Raw genomic sequence first — 19003 nt, forward strand, 5'->3', positions numbered from 1 at the left:
GCCGGAAAAACTGGATTTGGAAGAAGAGCGGGAAATCATCGTGCATGCGGGTTTTGAAAAATATGCGCTTATGACGGACGAGCAAATCGTCATTATGGCAAATGAAGAAGAAGGAAGCCCGGCGCTCGAATACATCCTGCACAAATATAAAAATTTTGTGCGCGCAAAAGCACGGTCTTATTTCCTGATTGGCGCGGACCGGGAGGATATTGTGCAGGAAGGTATGATTGGCCTTTATAAAGCGGTGCGCGATTATGACGCGGAAAAAAAAGCTTCCTTCCGGGCCTTTGCGGAGCTGTGCGTTACGCGGCAGATTATCACGGCGATCAAAACGGCGACGCGGCAAAAGCACCAGCCGCTTAATTCATACGTATCCCTTAACAAACCGGTATACGACGAAGAATCGGAGCGTACGCTGGTGGATATTATTGCGGCGTCAAAGGTCTCCAATCCGGAAGAAATCGTGATTGACCAGGAAGACTATGCGAGCATGGAGGAAGAGATTTCGAGAATGCTCTCCAGCCTTGAAAACCAGGTGCTCACGTATTACCTGCACGGCCTTTCCTACCAGCAAATCGCGAAAATTATGGGGCGGCATGAAAAGTCGATCGATAACGCCCTGCAAAGGGCCAAGGGGAAAATTGACAAGTTTCTCGAAGCCAAGAACGGGGCGCGTGGATAGCAGCGGCGGGGCAGGCCGAAAAGCCCGAAAATAAGGCCTTTGCCTTGACAAAACGCGTATTTTCTATATAATAAATGACATGTAAATTGGAAGAGTGCGCACATGCGCACAGCGAGGAGTAAACGAATGGCGAACGAGGATGTAGTATTAACACATCAGGGTGTTAAGGAACTGGAACAGAAACTTGAATATTTGAAGACCGTAAGGCGGCTTGAGATTGCAGAGGAAATTAAGACGGCAAGGGCATTCGGAGACCTTTCGGAGAATGCGGAGTATGACGAGGCGAAAAACGAACAGGCCAAGATCGAAGGCGAAATCGTAATGCTCGAAAGCATGCTCAGGAACGCAACGGTCGTAGACCAGGAAGACGTGGACGTACAGCGCGTGAACGTGGGCACGACGGTAAAGGTACTGGATAAGGAATATGACGAGGAGATCGAGTACAAGATCGTCGGTTCTGCGGAAGCGGACCTCAGCACAAACAAAATCTCGAATGAATCGCCTGTCGGCCGGGCCCTGCTCGGCAAAAAAGTCGGCAACCTTGTCAAGGTGGAAACGCCCGGGGGGATTGTGAAACTGAAAATCCTGGACATCCACAGGTAAGGAGGCGGGCATGGCCGAGAACACAAACACTACGAAGGAACAGCAGCAGGAGTTAAGCGAGGTTCTGCGGGTACGCAGGGAAAAGCTTGCGGCGCTGAAGGAAGCGGGCCGCGACCCGTATGAGATTACGACGTTTGAGAAGACGCACAATTCGGATGAAATCCTGAACCATTTCGATGAAATGGAAGGAAGCACCGTATCGGTTGCCGGCAGGATTATTTCCAAGCGTGTGATGGGCAAGGCGAGTTTTTTTCATATCCTTGACGGAAAAGGAAAATTGCAGGTTTATGCCCGCCGCGACGTAATGGGCGACGAGCCTTACGCGGAGTATAAGAAATTTGACATCGGGGATATTGTAGGCGTTACGGGAGAGGTATTCAAAACGAATGCCGGGGAAATTTCCGTAAAAAGCCACGAAGTGGTCCTGCTGTCAAAATCCCTCCTTCCGCTGCCTGAAAAATGGCACGGCCTTAAGGATACGGATTTACGCTACCGCCAGCGGTACGTGGACCTGATTGTCAACCCGGACGTTAAAGATACGTTTTACGCGCGGTCTAAGATCATCAGGGGCATTCGTGACTTTTTAGACGAACAGGGCTTTATTGAAGTGGAAACCCCTGTTTTGCAGACGAGCGCGGGCGGCGCGGCGGCGCGGCCGTTTGTGACGCACCACAACACGCTCGATATCGATATGTACCTGCGTATCGCGACGGAACTCCACTTAAAGCGCCTTATTGTGGGCGGCTTCGAGCGGGTCTACGAGATAGGCAGGATTTTCCGCAACGAGGGAATGGACCCCAAGCATAACCCGGAGTTTACAACGGTGGAGTTGTACCAGGCGTATACGGATTATAAGGGAATGATGGACCTGTGTGAAAAGATGTTCCGTTATTGCTCGCGCCAGGTAAACGGCAGTGATGTAATCACTTACCAGGGAACGGAGATTGATCTTGGTTCGCCCTGGAAACGGATGACGATGATTGAGGCCGTAAAGGAATATTCCGGCGCCGACTTTGGCGCGTGCGCGACAGACGAACAGGCGCGCGAAGCGGCAAAAGCGGCGGGAATTCATTTTGAAGGCCAGCCGACGCGCGGAGAGCTTCTTAACGAGGCGTTTGAGCAGAAGGTGGAAGAAAACCTGATCCAGCCGACATTTATTTACGACTATCCCATCGAGGTTTCGCCGCTTGCCAAGAAGAAGCCCGGCTCGGATTCGATGGTGGAACGGTTTGAGCTGTTTATCACGGGCAGGGAACTCGCGAATGCGTTTTCCGAGCTCAATGATCCGGACGACCAGCGGGAACGCTTTATGGAGCAGGCGAGGAAGCGTGCGGAAGGCGACGATGAAGCCAATATGATGGATGAAGACTTTGTCACGGCGCTCGAGTATGCAATGCCTCCGACGGGCGGCATGGGCATCGGGGTAGACCGTATGGTCATGCTCCTCACGGATTGCTTCTCCATCCGGGATGTGCTTTTGTTTCCCACGATGAAGCCGAAGGACACGCTCTGATCCTTAAAACGAGGTAATTATGGTGGCAAAAGAAGGCGGAAATAAGCCAGCCAGAGGTATTTTATACGTACTATCGCGGCTTGCAATCGTTGTTGTCGTTGTCGCGCTCGTAATCGTCGCTTTTTATGCCGCGATGAATACGATGAATATCCGGATGGTGGCCAAGGACGCGCTTTCGCTGCGCGCGGAGGTCGTGCTTGTGCATGATGAAGAAAAGGTGGATTCATCACAGCTGCAGGGCTTTTTTACAGAGCATTTTCTTGCGGTCGATCCGGCTTTAACGGGAACGACCTACAGCAATTTCCAGATTACGAATTATTATCAGCGGGCGGATATCAATCCCCCGATCGTATGGCCGTGGCAAACGGAGGTCACCGTACCGGCGGATGATATTATCACCGAAATTGCGGGGCACAAGGTCACGGTGGATGAAAGCGGAGGAACCGTCCAGAGCGATGAAAAACCGCCGGAATGGATGAGCGGCACATATGAGCTTTCCATGGTGAAGGTGGGGGACGTTTGGATGATTGACGGGATGAAGCTTGTGAAAGCGGCCCCGCCGGAAGCGTCGGAAACACCGGCCGCAGAGGAATCCGCAGGAGCCGGTGAAACCGCGGCACAGTCGGATGCAGCGGGAAGCCCGGAAGCGGAAGAATAGGAAAAAAGCGCGCCGCGAAGCGCGCTTTTTTTTGAAGGGGATGGAAAGCGGGAGGCGGTTCCGGCGAACCCTTGCCCTCTGTGTGCCCGGAAGCGTAAAGGATAAGCAGTCCGACGCACAAGCGCTGGCTGAAGGAAGAAGACAGGAATGGATGAACCAAAGATTTACCTGGCCCCGATGGCGGGGGTGACGGATGCGGCAATGCGCGAGGTTTGCGTTTCGTGCGGCGCGCAGATGACCTTTACCGAAATGGTAAGCGCCAAAGGAATCGCTTATCAAAACGTGCGCACCCATGAGCTGCTCGAGCTTTCGGATGCGGAGGAAAAAGCCGGGGTACAGCTTTTTGGGCGCGACCCGCAGATTCTTGCCGATACGGCGGAAAAAATATGCGATTTATTGGAGAACCGTTTGTTTATTATAGATGTGAACATGGGATGCCCCGCGCCTAAAATTGTAAATAACGGCGAGGGGAGCGCGCTTATGCGGGAACCCGCGCTTGCAGGCAGGATCATTTCGGCGGTTAAGAAAGCGGTCAACGTCCCGGTGAGCGTCAAATTCCGTGCAGGCTTCACGGAACGGGACAAAAACGCGGCCGCTTTCGCGCGGGTGATGGAAGACGCAGGCGCGGATGCAATTACGGTGCACGGCAGGACGCGCGAACAATATTACAGCGGAAAAGCGGATATGGGAATCATCGCCGAAGTAAAACAGGCTGTGAAAGTCAAGGTGATCGGCAATGGAGATATTTTTACCCCGCAGGATGCGGCAAATATGTTCCGGGAGACCGGATGCGACGCCGTGATGGTCGCGCGGGGGGCGCAGGGCAATCCGTTCCTGTTTACCCAAATCGATGAATTGCTGCGGACGGGGAGCGTGCAGACGTTCCCCACGGTGGAAGAACGGATTTCCATGTGCCTCAGGCAGGCGAAAATCGCCGTAAAGAGGAAAGGGGAGACGCTTGCCATAAAGCAGATGAGGGGGCACGCCCCGCATTACATAAAAGGCATGGCCGGGGCGGCGCAGCTGCGCGCGCAGGTTGTAAGGGTGGAGACCTATGCACAGCTTGAGGAGCTCTTGCTGTCCTGTTTACAGAAAAAATAGGTTGCAATTTGCGGCGTGACATGCTATCATATTTCTGTTATGTATTTTAATCGGAGGTTATTATGGAGATATTAGCTCTCATTATTAAAATAGTATTGGTTGTTTTTTCAGGCTTCCTGATTGTCGTGGTGCTGCTCCAGTCCGGTGCGAAGACAGGCGTGCCCGGCGCGGTGGGCGGCGGCGCGGAAGCAATGTGGGGAAAGAAAAAGGCGCGTGGTATGGAAGCGACCTTGGTGCGGCTTACAAGGGTTGCGGCAATCGGTTTCATGGTACTCGCGGTTCTGCTTGTCATCATGCAAAAATATTGGATGTAGGCAAATACGGATTTAGAATGGAAAAACACCCACACATATGCGGGTGTTTTTTTTATGAAAGACAGGAGAATTTATTTGGATAAAACGGAACAGGTTTTACAAGTGGTCGGGGACCGGATTTATATTGATATCGACGAGCTTGCGGAAGCGGTGGATATGCCCAGGGGAGCGCTGAAGGGCGTTCTTGACGAGCTCGAAAGGGAATACCGTGTGGCACGGACCAAAAGTGGGAAATATGCGCTTGCGTCCACGCTGGGGTTGTTTCGGGGAACGCTCGACTGCAAACAGGGCGGCTTCGCGTTTTTGCGTACGCCGGAGGATATGGAAGATATATTTGTCCCGCCTTCCCACAAGGGCGGCGCCTTCAACGGGGAGGATGTCCTTGTCAGGCTGTCGAAGAGGCAGCAGGACGGAAAACATCTGGAAGGTAAGGTGATAAAGGTTTTGTCGCCGCTTCCGGTGGAAACGGTGGGAACGGTGCAGGCGAAAAACGGAACGGTGTTCGTTATCAGCGATTCGCCCGGTATGGACGATATTTATATTCCGAAGAAGCGTGCGCGCGGTGCAAAAAACGGGCAGAAGGTTGTGGTTAATGTTACGCAGCGCGCTTATAAAGGGAAAAGCCCGGAGGGAGAGGTCATGGAAGTCCTCGGAAGGGCCGGGGAAGCGGGTGTGGACATCCTTGCTTATGCGCGGCGCTTTGGGCTTGTTTCCGAGTTCCCGGACGCATGCAGGCGGCAGGTGCAGGCCCTCGGGCAGGATACGCCGGATTTTGAAGGGCGCCTTGACCTGCGCAGCCAGACGGTGTTCACTATCGATGGAGCAGACGCGAAGGACCTTGACGACGCGGTATCGCTCCGCATGCTGGAAAATGGGAATTACGAACTTGGCGTTCATATTGCGGATGTGAGCCATTATGTGCGCGAGGGCTCGCCGCTCGATCAGGAAGCGCTTCACCGGGGAACGAGCGTTTATATGGTGGACCGGGTGGTGCCGATGCTCCCTGAAGAGCTTTCCAACAACCTTTGTTCGCTGAATGCCGGGGAAGACAAGCTGACGCTTTCCTGCATTATGGAAATTGACGCGCAGGGAAACGTGGCGGCCCAGAGGGTGGAAAATACGGTAATCCGGTCTGCCCACAGGCTGACCTACGACGGCGTGAACCGTTTGCTGGAAGGCGGTGCGGAAGAGCGCAGGCAATATGCGGACATTGCGGATACGCTCGCGGAAATGAACAAGCTTGCCAAAATATTGCGGAAGCGCCGGTTTGAAAGGGGCAGTATTGATTTCAACATCGACGAACCGGAAATTATGCTCGACAGGAAGGGCGTCCCCGTAGAGGTAGCCGTCCGGAAACGGGGTGAGGCGGAAAAGCTGATCGAAGAATTTATGCTTCGTGCCAATATCACGGTAGCGGAGCAGTATTATTTCATGGAATTGCCGTTTTTATACCGGATACACGAGCAGCCCGATGCGGACCGCATGAAGGAACTGGCAATTTTCCTTGGAAATTTCGGGATACACCTGAAAGGGTTCCAGAACGTCCATCCGCACGCAATCCAGGAAATACTTGAAAAGGTGGCCGGGACTACGGAGGAAACGATCGTTAATACGGTTACGCTGCGCGCGCTGAAAAAGGCGCGGTATGCGACGGAGCCGATTTCGCATTTCGGACTCGCGGCAGATCAGTATTGCCACTTCACGTCCCCTATACGGCGTTACCCGGACTTGCAGGTGCATCGGATTATCAAGGCGCTTTTAGACGGCCGTATGGATGACGGCTACCAGCGGCACCTGGAAAAAATACTGCCGGAGGTAGCGGCGCGGGCAAGCGCACGGGAACGGAACGCGATTGAAGCGGAACGGGCGGTGCAGGACCTTAAGATGACGGAATATATGTCGAAGCATATTGGGGAAACGTTTCCCGCCGTGGTATCGGGCGTAACAAAATTCGGCATCTTTGCCGAGCTCGATAACACCATCGAAGGGATGATTCCGCTGGCGCAGCTTGATGATGATTATTATGTATATTACGAGAAGGAATATTGCGTGATCGGCGAACACACGAAAAAACGGATTACGCTTGGGGACAAGGTAAAGGTGAAGGTTGTGGCGGCGGATGTCGCCCTTGCAAAAATTGAATTTACCTTTGCGGATAATTAAAGTATAATAGTGTTTACAGGAAGTAGTAAGGGAAACGGTATGGCTGGTGAAAAGCTGCTTGCGCAAAATAAAAAGGCGCGGCATGAATATTTCATAGAAGATTCTTACGAGGCGGGAATCGAACTCGTGGGCACGGAAGTGAAATCGTGCCGCATGGCGAAGGTGAACCTGCGCGATTCGTATGTGCAGATCAGGAATGCGGAAGCGTTTGTTAATAATATGCACATCAGCCCGTATGAAAAAGGAAATATCTTTAACCGCGATCCGCTGCGCGTCCGCAAGTTGCTCCTACACAAGAAGGAGATTACAAAACTGCTTGGGCTGACTGCGCAAAAAGGCTATACGCTGATTCCGCTGAGGATGTATCTGAAGCACGGGAAGGTGAAGCTTGAGGTAGGCGTGTGCCGCGGCAAGCATCTGTATGACAAGCGGCAGGACCTGAAGGAAAAGGCCATTAAACGTGATATGGAACGGAGGATATGAATCCGTTTTAATATAAGCGCCGGCATTCATTATGGTGCCGGACAAAAATTGAATATGGGGATGTACTGGTTTCGACGGGGGCATTTGTGAGGGTAATAAGCAAGCCGCAGTTGAATACTCTGCGTTAAAAAGATTCATCTAAATATAAACGCAAAAACAAACAAAACGGCAGAGGTGGGTTCTCCCGCTCTGCTCGCTGCTTAATTTAAAATAGCAGCCTTCCGACCTCTCTTTCCCTGTTTGGGAGGGGACCGGGAGCCAATTTAAAACAGGCTACTGCTTTGCCAAAGCTTTGCGGCAATCGCGGAATTTATGAAGCTACCTTTTTCCGGTTTTTGTGGCCAGGGGCCTTGAAGAGGGAAATAAACAAAGGCCAATAAGCTTGTAGAAAGTTGCCCGGGCAGGCTTTCGGACAGGGGTTCGACTCCCCTCATCTCCACCATAATAAAAATGCTGCGCGTTAGCGTGGCATTTTTATTATGGCGAAAACGGGAGGAGAACTAAATTGCGGAGCAATTTCGGTTCGTCTTTAGCCCGCGCGAAGCGCGGGACTCCCCTCATCTCCACCACGCATGAAATGCGAAAATCCACCGAGCCATAGGCGACAGTGGATTTTTTGCAGTTCAGCGGTTCTTTTTGCAAAGCAAAAAGAACTCCCTGTTTTAAGTTGATTCACGCGTTAGCGTGGCATTTTTATTATGGCGAAAACGGGAGGAGAACTAAATTGCGGAGCAATTTTGGTTCATCTTTAGTCGGAACAAAGCTTGCTTTGTTCCGTTTTTCTTTGCAAGAAAAACTCTATCCGCGCGCTTGCTCCAGCCCTGCATACTTCACTTTACCAATGACGTCGCGCTTTCGCTTGCGCTATTGGAAGTTCATGCATCCTTTTTCTCACCGAACCCATTCCGTTTCACTTCATTGGGCTTCTCGGTGAGGTCCCATTTGCCTATGCGCTTATACAAAAACCGCTGTATTATCTATCGAAAATGCAGCAGTCTTTAGTTGCTTGAAAATTTGATTTACCCCGGGATTAATCCCTTTTTGTTTTGAGGCTTTATTCAGTTCGCTATTGACAAGTTCCGTTGCACTCAAAACCTTTTGCCTGTCACCTGCGGCCACGCCCCCTGCGGCGGGTATTGATGCTGTGGAACGATTGGCCGCTTACCCGGCCATGCGATACCCGCTTGACGGGTTCGGGAAGGGCGGGCGAATCTGCCGTTGGGGATATATCGATATTCAAATTCTTGATCATCTTTCGCAGCCGGTCGATTTCGTCCTCATCCTGGTTGATAAACGTATAGGCGATGCCTTCCTGCTCGGCGCGGCCCGTGCGTCCAATACGGTGTACATAAGTTTCGTCATCCAAAGGCGCGTCATAATTGATGACGGCGTCGATATTCTTGACATCAATGCCGCGGGCGGCGATGTCTGTAGCAACGAGGATGTCAAGCTTGCCCGATCGATATTCTTTCATCACCCGGTCACGCTGGTTCTGGTTCATATCCCCATGCAGGGCGGCCGCCTTAAATCCCTTTTTGCGTAATTGAGCCGCCAGCTTATCCGCCCTGTGTTTCATGTTCACAAAGATCAGTGTCAGAGGAAAATCATTGTTCTTTAACAGTGTCACCAGAATATCGTTTTTATAGCCGGTAGGAATGATCGTATAGTATTGCTTGACCGTTTCCACCGCCAGGGATTCCTGCTCAACCCGGATTTCACGCGCGTCCTTTTTTAAGAATTGGTTTGCGATCATATATATCTCTTGCGGGATGGTCGCGGAAAAAAAGACGGTCTGCCTGTCTTTCGGCGTAGCGCGCAATATTTTTTCCATATCCTTGCGAAAACCCATATCCAGCATACGGTCGGCTTCGTCCAGCACAACGGTGCGGATATTCTTGAGCTGAACGGTTTGACGGTGCATATGGTCCATCAGGCGGCCGGGTGTGGCCACAATGATATGCGGCGTTTTGCGCAGCAGGTCAAGCTGCTTCCTGATATTTTCGCCGCCATATAGAGTGACGATACGTATGCCGGGTTTGCTTTTTGCAAGATTACGAAGTACGTCTGCAACCTGTACCGCCAATTCCCTGGTCGGGCAAAGGATAAGCGCCTGGGAAATTTGCTGCGTCCGGTCGATCTGCTGAACGATAGGAACGCCGAACGCGCCCGTTTTGCCCGTTCCGGTCGGCGCCTGTACCAGCAGATCGTTTCCTTCCAGAAAACACCCGATCGTCAGCTCCTGCACCGGCGTGGGTTTTTCAAAATTCATGTTACGAAGGCTTGTTTGGATATCATCTGAGATACCAAGGTCTTTAAAAGGTGTTGCTTGCATTTATTGTCTCCCCAAAAAAATAATCTTTAAGCCATCCGGAGAACAATAAAACAGAATGTTTCCCTAACAGCTCACCGTATCTTCCCGCAACGAAAAACGCATATTTCTGTAAAACCATACTGGGCTTACAAGAATATGCGCGACAGTGCGGAATAAATACTATTATTATGATAGCACAACCGTTATGATAGCACAACCAACAGGGCGCTTCTGTAAAAATTTTTTTGTAAGCAGTCGGTTTTAAGGCATAAGGACAATTGATACACATAGCGCAGTATTGGAGAAATTTTGTTACTGTGCACATACAGCGCTGTTGCCAAAATATAATCAGGATACCCGTCGCCGAATAATATCCTGGGAAGTATAAAAAACTAACGAGAATCTAACATAGCGTCTGTTATCCTAACCATAGTACCTGCGCCGCCCCTGGAGCGGCGCATGCTTGAAAGGAGACAGAAATGGGTAAAAAAACAATGATAAAATTGATCGCGGCGGTGGTGGCAGTCATGCTGCTGACGGCCTGCGCATTCCAAAATAAGGATGCGGGCAGGGCGCCTGCCGCCGCGGGAAGCGGTACAAAAAACGGCGTAGTTACGCTGGGACAATTGGCGGACTACTTTATCAAAGCGGCGGATGATTATAATCCGGGCGCGGACCGCGCGGCGGTATTGGAAGGGCTGGAGGAATCCGAGCCTGCGACAAGATTGAAGATGTATGTGGTGGCCAGCCGGGCCTTTGGCAAGCTGCCCGCGCCGGAAGGAAACGCGCAGGCAATCGCACCGCCGGAGGCGGACCTCGCCGGGGTGCCGGACTGGGCAAAGGAAGAATTGCAGAACCTCACGGACAGCGGGGTGCTCAGCGCGTCGGATTTAGGACTTCCGGAGAAGGCGGAAGGAAACGAACCGGGCGATGCGCCGCCCTTTGAAGACGGCGGCGATATAGGAAACGAATTGCCTTTTGCGGACAGCGGCGACGCAGACCGGCCGAATGATTTCTTTTCGGAGCCGGAGGAAGACGGCGGATACCAGGTCCCGGAGGGAGCGGTGCCGGACGTCGTTGGTGCAAAGCCGGGAAACGAGCCGGGGCAGGCGGTAAAAACCTCTTCCGGCGTTTCTGGGCAGGGAGCTTTGGCGGACCGCAGCGGCTTCGAGGTCACGGACGAGATGGAACCGGACATTGTAGCACCGGCGCCCGAGGGAGAACCGGACTTCCCGCTGCCCGGAGGCGGGGAAACGGAGTTTTCGGAAGACGAGATGGAGCCCGATACGGGGATGCCGCTGCCCGATGATGGACAGGAAAAACCCGGGGACGCTCCTTCGCAGGATGCAAGCGGAGCGGAAGGACCCGCTGCGGACGGCGGGGAAGAAGCCAAGGGCAAGGCAGGGGAGGCGCACAAAATGGACGATCCTGTCACAATGAAGGATGCGGAAATCCTTGCGGCGAGGATATTCGCGGCATATGGCACGAATCTGAGGGATGATTTTTACACGGCAGTCAATAAAAACGAGCTCGACGCGCTTAAAGCGGGCGGGGAGGAGGTTGCCGGCGGGTCGAGCAGCGTCGCGGCGAACACGGATAAGCAGCTTCACGACCTGATCCTGGGGATCGTGAACAGCGGCGAGGATTATCCCAAGGGAAGCCCGGAGCAGAAGATACGCGACCTTTACAACAACGTTCTTGATGCGGAAAAGCGCGAAAGCGCGGGGATCGAACCGCTGCGCGAATACCTGGACGCGGCGGACGCCGCGCAAAGCATGGAGGAATTGTATGCGGCGATCGCGCAGGCGGTCGGTGAGCTGGGCAACTTCGGGAACGGCATCTTCCCCATGATCCCCGTGACGGACGCAAACGACAGCACGAAACGGGTCATGCAGCTGATGACGGCCACGCCGCTGCTGACCTCCCAGGAGGAATACGATGACCCGGAAAACGAAACGCTGAAAAGCTATCGGGAAACCATGGTCAAACAGCTGGTGGCGGCGGGGGAAAGCGAAGCAGACGCGCAGCGTCATGCGGACGAGCTTCTCCGGCTGGAACGGGAACTCGTCCCCAGCATGATGGGCGCGGAAGAGGCGGCGGACCTCAAGAATGCCGGCAGCTACTATACGCCGCAGGACCTGGACGGGCTGATGCCGCAGGCAAAGCCGTCGGGACTGCTGTCCGCGATTGGCCTCCCGCCGGACGCGCAAATGCTGGCCTATGACGCAGGGCTGTTTGAGGCTTATGCCAAATACTTCACGGACGAGAACCTGGAGCTGTTCAAATCCATGCAGAAGATGGCGCTTGTGTCAGGGTACTGCAAATCCTTAAGTCCGGGGCTGGAAGAAAGCATTTACGGGCCGGAACAGGCGCAGTCGCCGGAGGAGGCGGCGAACGAGGCGGTGCAAAGCCTGCTGTCCGACGAGCTCGGCCAGATGTACGTAGCAAAATATTTCCCGCCGGAATCCAAGGCGGAGGTTGAAAAGATGGTGGGTCAAATGATCGACGCGTTCAAGGCGCGCGTGAACCGGCTTGATTGGATGGACGAGAACACGAAGAAGGAGGCCTTGAAAAAGCTGGATTCCATTACGGTGCTCATCGGGTACCCGGACGAATGGGAGTTCAACGACGCGGAGATCAAAGGCACGCAGGAGGGCGGCAGTTATTTTGCAAACACGGCCGCAACCGAAGTAAAGAAATGGGAAAAAATGGTTGCGTCTCTGGATGAACCGGTCGATCCGCGCAGGTTTGCGCTCTCGGCGTACACCGTGAACGCGGCGGCGAGCAGGAACACCAATACGATCGTTTTCCCGGCGGGTATCCTGCAGGCGCCCTTCTACGATAAAAACGCTTCGTTTGAGGAAAACCTGGCGGCGATCGGCTCGACGATCGCCCACGAGATCACGCACATGTTTGACGACGGCGGCGCGCAATACGACGCGAACGGCAATGTAACCGACTGGTGGTCCAAGGAAGACTATGAACACTTCCGGGAACTGTGCAAAAAAGCGGAAGCGTTCTACGACGGACGCGAAGCCGCGCCGGGGATTCCGACCGACGGAAAGGAAACCCTGAGCGAGAATATCTCGGATATCGGCGGGATCGCATGCGGGCTGGAAATCCTCGCGGGCATGGAAAACCCGGACTACGACGCATTTTTCCGCAGCTATGCACGGCAGTGGACGCGGGCGGCAAATCATGCGGCGCTCGCGGATATCGCGGAGGGCGACGTGCACGCGCCCAACAATTTGAGGACAAACAGGGTGCTTGCGAACTTCCAGGAGTTTGCGGACACCTACGGGATCGGGCAGGACGACGGGATGTATGTCGCCCCCGAAGACCGGATCGAAATCTGGTAAAACAAGATGGGCAGCGGGGCCGGGGAAGCAACCGGCCCTTTGCCGTTGACAAGCGGCGTGCAGTCCGTTACGCTTAGAATAATGGAAGGTATGTGATTTCGTTCAAGGCTACTGGCCATTAGCCATGGGGCGCAGCGAAAGGCGCAGTTGCCTCTTGCTCAGACAGGCAGCCTTCGGCTAAACTCGCAACCCGGCAATCAGCCCCTCCCGCTGCACTGGTCGTCCTGCCACCGCATAATTCCGCCGGATCAAGCGCCACTGGAACGAAAAGGCGTGGAAGATTGATGCCGAGGCGTAGTCGCCGGGAGCACGCCTTTTTACTTGTTCTGCTCTTCGTGCAGAACTGCGTTTGACAGGCGGCCCCGTCTCTTCCCCCACGAAACTCACTTCGTTCGAGTTCCGTGGGGAAAAGGAGGAAGCGCCCGGTATGCGTAAATTTCCTGCGTAGCGGGAAATGGGAGCTAAGAGGGCAGCTTTCGACGTGCCGAACGAAATCACATAATTTCAAACGCCAAAAAGGCGGGGGGAACACGCATGAAACTACTTCTGGTGGAAGATGAAAAGCTGCTGTCCAAATCGATTGCCAAGGGGCTTACGATGCTGGGATACGCGGTGGATTGCGCCTACGACGGCGAGGAGGCGCTTTATTTGTACGAGCTCAATGAATACGACCTGATGATCCTCGACCTCAACCTTCCAAAGCTGGATGGGATGGAGGTGCTTCGGCGTATCCGCGCACAGGACGCGGACTTCCGCATCCTGATCCTGTCGGCGCGCAACTCGCTGGACGATAAAATAACCGGCCTTGACAGCGGCAGCAACGACTACCTGACCAAGCCGTTTGAATTCGCGGAGCTGGAAGCGCGCATCCGCAGCCTGCTGCGCAGGGATTTCACTACGCGGGATACCACGCTGCGCTGTGGAGCCCTCAGCATGGATACCGCCGCGCGCCGCGTGCTTTGCGGAGGGAAAGAGATTGAACTGACGCGTAAGGAATATGCGCTGCTGGAATACCTGATGACGCATGCGGGGCGCGTCGTGAGCGCGGAAGAGCTGATTGAGCACGCGTGGGATAGCGAAAAGGACCTGTTTTCCAATTCCTTTCGCTTCCACATCCATTCCCTGCGCAAAAAGCTGGAAGCGGCGGGTGCGGGAGACTATATTGTGACCCAGCGCGGACAGGGCTACCGCATCCAAAATCCGGAGGAAAAACGATGAAAAAGTGGACATTACAGGCCCGGATCACCCTGATCGTGGGCGTGATTCTCGCGGCGGCGTGCATATTGCTCACGGCAAATTCGCTGTTTGCCGCGAACACCTATTATGGGGATTACGCGGCCATGATGGAGGCCGGGCTTATTGAAGTCGATTCTGCCGCGCCCGGCGGCGGGTCGGAATTGGTGGTTTCAGAGGCGAACGAAGGCTACAGGGAGGCTACCGATAAGTTTTCCGGCCAGTCCGTCCTGGGGCTGGTGTTGATCGCAATCGCGGCGGTGGCAATCACCTATTGGGTCACCGGCCGCACGATGAAGCCGCTGCGGGAGCTTACGGGCTCCGTGGGAAAGGTGGACGACCGGAACCTGCATGAACGGCTGGAGCTTCCCGGGGCGCAGGGCGAAGTGCTGGCGCTGGAAGAATCCTTCAACCGCATGCTGGGGCGGCTGGAGGACGCGTTCCTGATCCAAAAGAATTTTGCGTCCAATGCGGCCCATGAATTAAAGACGCCCCTTGCGGTCATCAAATCCTCTTTGCAAGTGCTGGAAATGAACCCGCGCCCGGGGGAAGGGGATTACCGCGAATTTATGCAGGATACGAAGGAAAGCCTTGAGCGCATTATCAAAACGGTGGACGGCCTGCTTGCGCTGGCGACGCCGGACGCGGGCTCCGCGGACGAAGCGGTTGCGCTGCGCCCGCTGCTAAGCCAGGCAGCAGGCGAACTTTCCGCACAGGCAAAGGAAAGCGGGGTATCCTTATCCGTTTTAGAAGGGGAGGATATGACGGTGCGTGGCAATCCGAACCTCCTTTACCGCGCGTTTTATAACCTGGTCGAGAATGCCGTCAAATACAACCGCCCGGGCGGAACGGTTAAGGTGACGCTGGAGCGGCAGGGCGGCAAGGCCGCCGTCCGGATCGAAGATACGGGGCCCGGCATAGGGGCGGAAGAATTGCGGCATATTTTCGAGCCGTTCTACCGCGCAGACCCGTCCCGTTCCCAGCGCATCCCGGGCTCCGGCCTCGGGCTGTCCGTGGTGAAGATGATTCTGGAACGGCACCACGGCGAAATCGAGGTACAGAGCAAACCGGGGGAAGGAACGGTCTTTACCGTCACGCTGCCGCAGGCTTGACGGCTTGGCGGACAATATACCCGACAATACAGGGTGCATTTTTGAAAACCCGCATAAAACAGATGAAATCGGGAGTGTGACAGATATGTGCTTAACCCGTCCAATGTCTCGGTTTTCATTGTTATCGAGTTGATATTTGCGGCACGGTTTGTTATACTTCATAAAAAGCTGGTATATTATGAGCAAGATTCGCAAATGTTTTCACGGGAATATTCTGTAAGGATATAGGAAACAGGCGAATGGGCTCTACAGGATATATCCGGCGGAGGATATGAAGCATGGATAAGCGATACGGCTTTGATTATAAAACTATTTTGGAACATATTCCGGGCGGGGCGCAGCTGCGCCAAAATGACGAAGATTTTACCATAGAAGAGGTCAATCAGGAATTTTTAGAGATGGTCGGGTTCACCCGGGAGGAAATTTCCGGCAGGTTTTGCAACCGTTTTTCCGAAATGATCCATCCTGACGACCGGGAGAAAATCCGTGAAGAAATAGCAGAACAGCTGGCAACAGGAAATAAGGCAACCCTTCAATACCGTGTGATCTGCAAAGACGAAACTTATAAATGGGTGATGGAAAGCGGGCGCCTGGCTTGCACCGGAGACGGGAGGAAACGGATTTTTTGCGTGCTGTTGGATATTACCGGCCCCGTAAATAAACGTGAAAAGATGCGCATGTCGCTGGAACGTTACCAGATTGTCATGGACCAGGCGAAGGATATTATTTTTGAGTGGAATATTGTGGAAGACACGGTGATATGTTCCGCAAATTGGGAAAAGAAGTTTGGGTATACCCCCCTTCGCAGCGGGCTGAGCCATCAACCGATGCTGCTCCGCCACATCCATCCGGAGGACGTGCCCGCCCTGCTTGAGCTGATGGAAAATATGAAGGCCGGTGCGGCCTATGCGGCCGCTGAAAGCCGTTTCCAAAATGGGAACGGCGATTATTTCTGGTGCCGGGTCAGGACGACCAATCAATATGATGCTGCCGGAAAGCCTGTGAAGGTAGTCGGCATCATTACGGATATTGACGAAGAAAAACGGATGATTGACGACCTCCGAAAAAGGGCGGAAAAGGATGCGCTGACAGGATTATACAACCGGGAAGAAACGGAACGGCAAATCCGCGGCCATCTGGAGAATGCGCCAAATGAACGCTGCGCACTGTACATCATCGATACTGATAATTTCAAACTGATTAATGACGGCCAGGGTCACCTTTTTGGGGATGCGGTCCTGTCGGAACTCGCGGCGGGTATGAAAAAGATAACGCGCCGAAACGACGTAGCGGGCAGGATTGGCGGGGACGAGTTTATGATTCTGGTCAAGGATATTCCTTCCAGGGAAGCGGCGGAGGATAAGGCGAAAAAGCTGGTGGATATGTTCCGGAATTTGTTTCTGGATGAAAAACAGGCCGTTGCGGTTACGTGCAGTATTGGCGCGGCAATTTATCCGGACGACGGCGAGACGTTCCAGTCCCTGTACCGCAGCGCCGACCTGGCGCTTTATGAGGCGAAAAGCCGGGGAAAAAACCGGTATGTGTTTTTTGAATCCGACAAGACGCTGGCGGCGGGAATGGCGGGCTATTCTTCCCTGGGCTCGGCGATTGATTCGGACCAACGGAACTCCGGCGTGCCCGGAGACCTGGTCAGCTATGTGTTCCAAATCCTCTATGATACCGGGGACATAAGAAATGCGATCCAGCTTATTTTGGAAATTGTGGGGAAACGGTTCGATGTCAGCCGTGCATACATTTTTGAAAACAGCGAGGACGGAAAATATACGAGTAATACCTATGAGTGGTGTAACGAGGGGATTGTGCCGCAAAAAGAAAACCTGCAGAATTTTCCCTATGAGGGGATGGACGACTATGAGGCCCTGTTTAAGGACGATTCCGTTTTTTACTGCCGTGATATCCATGCATTGAAGCCGGAGCAGGTCGCATTGTTTGAAAGCCAGGGAATTTGTTCCACCCTCCAGTGTGCAATCCGCGAGGATGAAAAATTCCACGGTTTCGTCGGGTTTGACGAATGCACCGGTACGCGGCTATGGACGAAGGAAGAGATCGGTATGCTCTCCCTGGTTTCCCAGCTGCTGGTTACATTTTTACAGAAAAACCGGATCGCGGAGCGTGATTACCAACTGGCGGTCCGGCTTAATACAATTCTTGACGTGCAGGACGCATATATCTATGCGATTGACCGGGAAAGCTACCAGCTGCTTTATATTAACCACAAAACAAAGGAACTGGACCCGGAAGCAGAACTTGGAATGACGTGCCACAGCGCATTTTTCGGGAAAAACACACCCTGTGAGAATTGCCCGCTGTCCGGAGGAGCCGGGGAGATTTACAATCCGCGGTACGGGGTCTGGACGAGGGTGCGCGTTGCGCCCATGAAATGGGGAGACAACGACGCCTATCTGCTCACCTGCTTTGACATTACGGAGTACAAAAAAATGTAGATGCCGGATGCCGAAAAGGGAATCGGCAAAGGGCTTTTATATCCTTCAAGAAGAACCGGCCTGTAATAGCCGGGCCATTCTGAAAATGTATAACGATGGGGCAAAGGATAAGGGCAATGATTTCCTGCCCCCGTATTCCGGGGTAAATTTTTTTTTTGTTTTTTTAAAAATTCCTGAATGGATTCCGGGACCTGAATCGTATTCGTAGTGAAAACAAATTCAGGAGGGAAGAAAAAATGAAAAAAAGATGGATTGTATCGGTAGTGGCAGCGGCGGTCGCTGCGGTTGTAATGGTTACGGGAACCGCAATGGCGGCAGGACCGAAACGGGTGGATTACCGTCCGCAGGCGATAAAAGAAAGCGCCCGGCCGACGGTGGAACAGAAGTCGGCAAGCGAGCCTTCCCCGCAGGAACTGCCGAAGGAGGAAACGGCAGCAGCGCCGCAGGCAGCTTCCGCAAGCGGCGTTTCCTGTCCGGAGCATGGCGGCAATTGTCCGTCGGGCTGTACATGGGAAAGCGGAACGGCAGCCGGACAAACGGAAAACGGCGGATGCCCGTATCACGGAACGGATTGCCCCGACGATTGTATGTGGTCCCATGACGGCGCCGGATGTAGTTGGTATGACAGCAGCACGGGAACATGCCCGAAGCACGATGGATATTGCCATAACGGCAGCAACGGCGGCAGTGCCCCGACGGGGAACGGATATCATGATGAAGACCACAGTGCGGATCATGAGGAATACCATGACGCAGATCATGATGTGGATCATGGAGTAAATCATGACGAGGTTCACGATACCGGCCACGAGGAAGACCATGTTAACGGCCACAATGAAGACCATGATGCGGGCGATGCCAAAGACCACGATATAGATCATAATGAAGACCATGATACGGGCCATGACGCGGGGCATAATGAAGACCACGATACGGGCCACGACGCGGGGCATAATGAAGACCACAATGGAGATGGGCAGCATCACGGCGGAAGGCATCACTAAAC

The 19003-nt window shown here is 53.6% G+C and carries 14 protein-coding genes and 1 other RNA gene; 14 read left to right on the plus strand and 1 reads right to left on the minus strand.

The annotated features are described in order from the left end of the window. The first annotated feature begins 10 nt into the window (after nt 1-10). From sigH to ssrA, 9 genes are all read left to right on the plus strand, one after another. Nucleotides 11-682, plus strand: coding sequence for an RNA polymerase sporulation sigma factor SigH (gene sigH, locus BBD38_RS08380; protein WP_066687041.1), 672 nt, complete (start codon nt 11-13; stop codon nt 680-682). 126 nt (nt 683-808) lie between these two features. Continuing rightward, a complete protein-coding gene (gene greA, locus BBD38_RS08385) occupies nt 809-1285 on the plus strand; it encodes a transcription elongation factor GreA (RefSeq protein ID WP_066686703.1) in 477 nt (158 codons plus the stop codon). 10 nt (nt 1286-1295) lie between these two features. Further along, nucleotides 1296-2798 carry a lysine--tRNA ligase gene (gene lysS, locus BBD38_RS08390; protein WP_066686705.1) on the plus strand — a complete coding sequence of 501 codons (1503 nt, stop codon included), beginning with the start codon at nt 1296-1298 and terminating at the stop codon, nt 2796-2798. A 19-nt stretch (nt 2799-2817) separates the two neighbouring features. After that, nucleotides 2818-3456, plus strand: coding sequence for a hypothetical protein (locus BBD38_RS08395; RefSeq protein ID WP_066686707.1), 639 nt, complete (start codon nt 2818-2820; stop codon nt 3454-3456). Nucleotides 3457-3603: 147 nt separating this feature from the next. Beyond that, a complete protein-coding gene (gene dusB / locus BBD38_RS08400) occupies nt 3604-4557 on the plus strand; it encodes a tRNA dihydrouridine synthase DusB (RefSeq protein ID WP_066686709.1) in 954 nt (317 codons plus the stop codon). Nucleotides 4558-4619: 62 nt separating this feature from the next. After that, a complete protein-coding gene (gene secG, locus BBD38_RS08405) occupies nt 4620-4871 on the plus strand; it encodes a preprotein translocase subunit SecG (RefSeq protein WP_066686712.1) in 252 nt (83 codons plus the stop codon). 75 nt (nt 4872-4946) lie between these two features. Further along, on the plus strand, nt 4947-7034 hold the full coding sequence (gene rnr, locus BBD38_RS08410) for a ribonuclease R (RefSeq protein ID WP_172807803.1): 2088 nt from the start codon (nt 4947-4949) through the stop codon (nt 7032-7034). A gap of 39 nt (nt 7035-7073) precedes the next feature. Then, on the plus strand, nt 7074-7517 hold the full coding sequence (gene smpB / locus BBD38_RS08415; RefSeq protein ID WP_066686717.1) for an SsrA-binding protein SmpB: 444 nt from the start codon (nt 7074-7076) through the stop codon (nt 7515-7517). A 56-nt stretch (nt 7518-7573) separates the two neighbouring features. Continuing rightward, nucleotides 7574-7959, plus strand: a transfer-messenger RNA (tmRNA) gene (gene ssrA, locus BBD38_RS08420). Nucleotides 7960-8622: 663 nt separating this feature from the next. Here the strand turns inward: ssrA and BBD38_RS08425 are convergent. Next, on the minus strand, nt 8623-9849 hold the full coding sequence (locus BBD38_RS08425) for a DEAD/DEAH box helicase (protein WP_066686719.1): 1227 nt from the start codon (nt 9847-9849) through the stop codon (nt 8623-8625). A gap of 458 nt (nt 9850-10307) precedes the next feature. On the opposite strand from BBD38_RS08425, the gene BBD38_RS08430 reads away from it, so the two are divergent. From BBD38_RS08430 to BBD38_RS08455, 5 genes are all read left to right on the plus strand, one after another. Beyond that, the gene (locus BBD38_RS08430; protein WP_066686738.1) at nt 10308-13187 is read left to right on the plus strand and encodes a M13-type metalloendopeptidase; all 2880 of its coding nucleotides are present in this window, start codon (nt 10308-10310) and stop codon (nt 13185-13187) included. Nucleotides 13188-13721: 534 nt separating this feature from the next. Then, nucleotides 13722-14405, plus strand: a complete 684-nt coding sequence (locus BBD38_RS08435) for a response regulator transcription factor (RefSeq protein ID WP_066686740.1) — start codon at nt 13722-13724, stop codon at nt 14403-14405. Then, a complete protein-coding gene (locus BBD38_RS08440) occupies nt 14402-15532 on the plus strand; it encodes a sensor histidine kinase (RefSeq protein ID WP_066686741.1) in 1131 nt (376 codons plus the stop codon). The genes BBD38_RS08435 and BBD38_RS08440 overlap by 4 nt, the downstream gene beginning before the upstream one ends. A gap of 278 nt (nt 15533-15810) precedes the next feature. Further along, nucleotides 15811-17997, plus strand: a complete 2187-nt coding sequence (locus BBD38_RS08445) for a diguanylate cyclase domain-containing protein (RefSeq protein WP_066686742.1) — start codon at nt 15811-15813, stop codon at nt 17995-17997. A 236-nt stretch (nt 17998-18233) separates the two neighbouring features. Next, nucleotides 18234-19001 (plus strand): hypothetical protein, encoded by a 768-nt coding sequence (locus tag BBD38_RS08455; RefSeq protein WP_066686745.1) that lies wholly within the window; start codon nt 18234-18236, stop codon nt 18999-19001. The last annotated feature ends 2 nt before the right edge of the window (nt 19002-19003 follow it).

It is taken from the genome of Christensenella intestinihominis, assembly GCF_001678845.1.
Classification (GTDB): Bacteria; Bacillota; Clostridia; order Christensenellales; family Christensenellaceae; genus Christensenella; species Christensenella intestinihominis.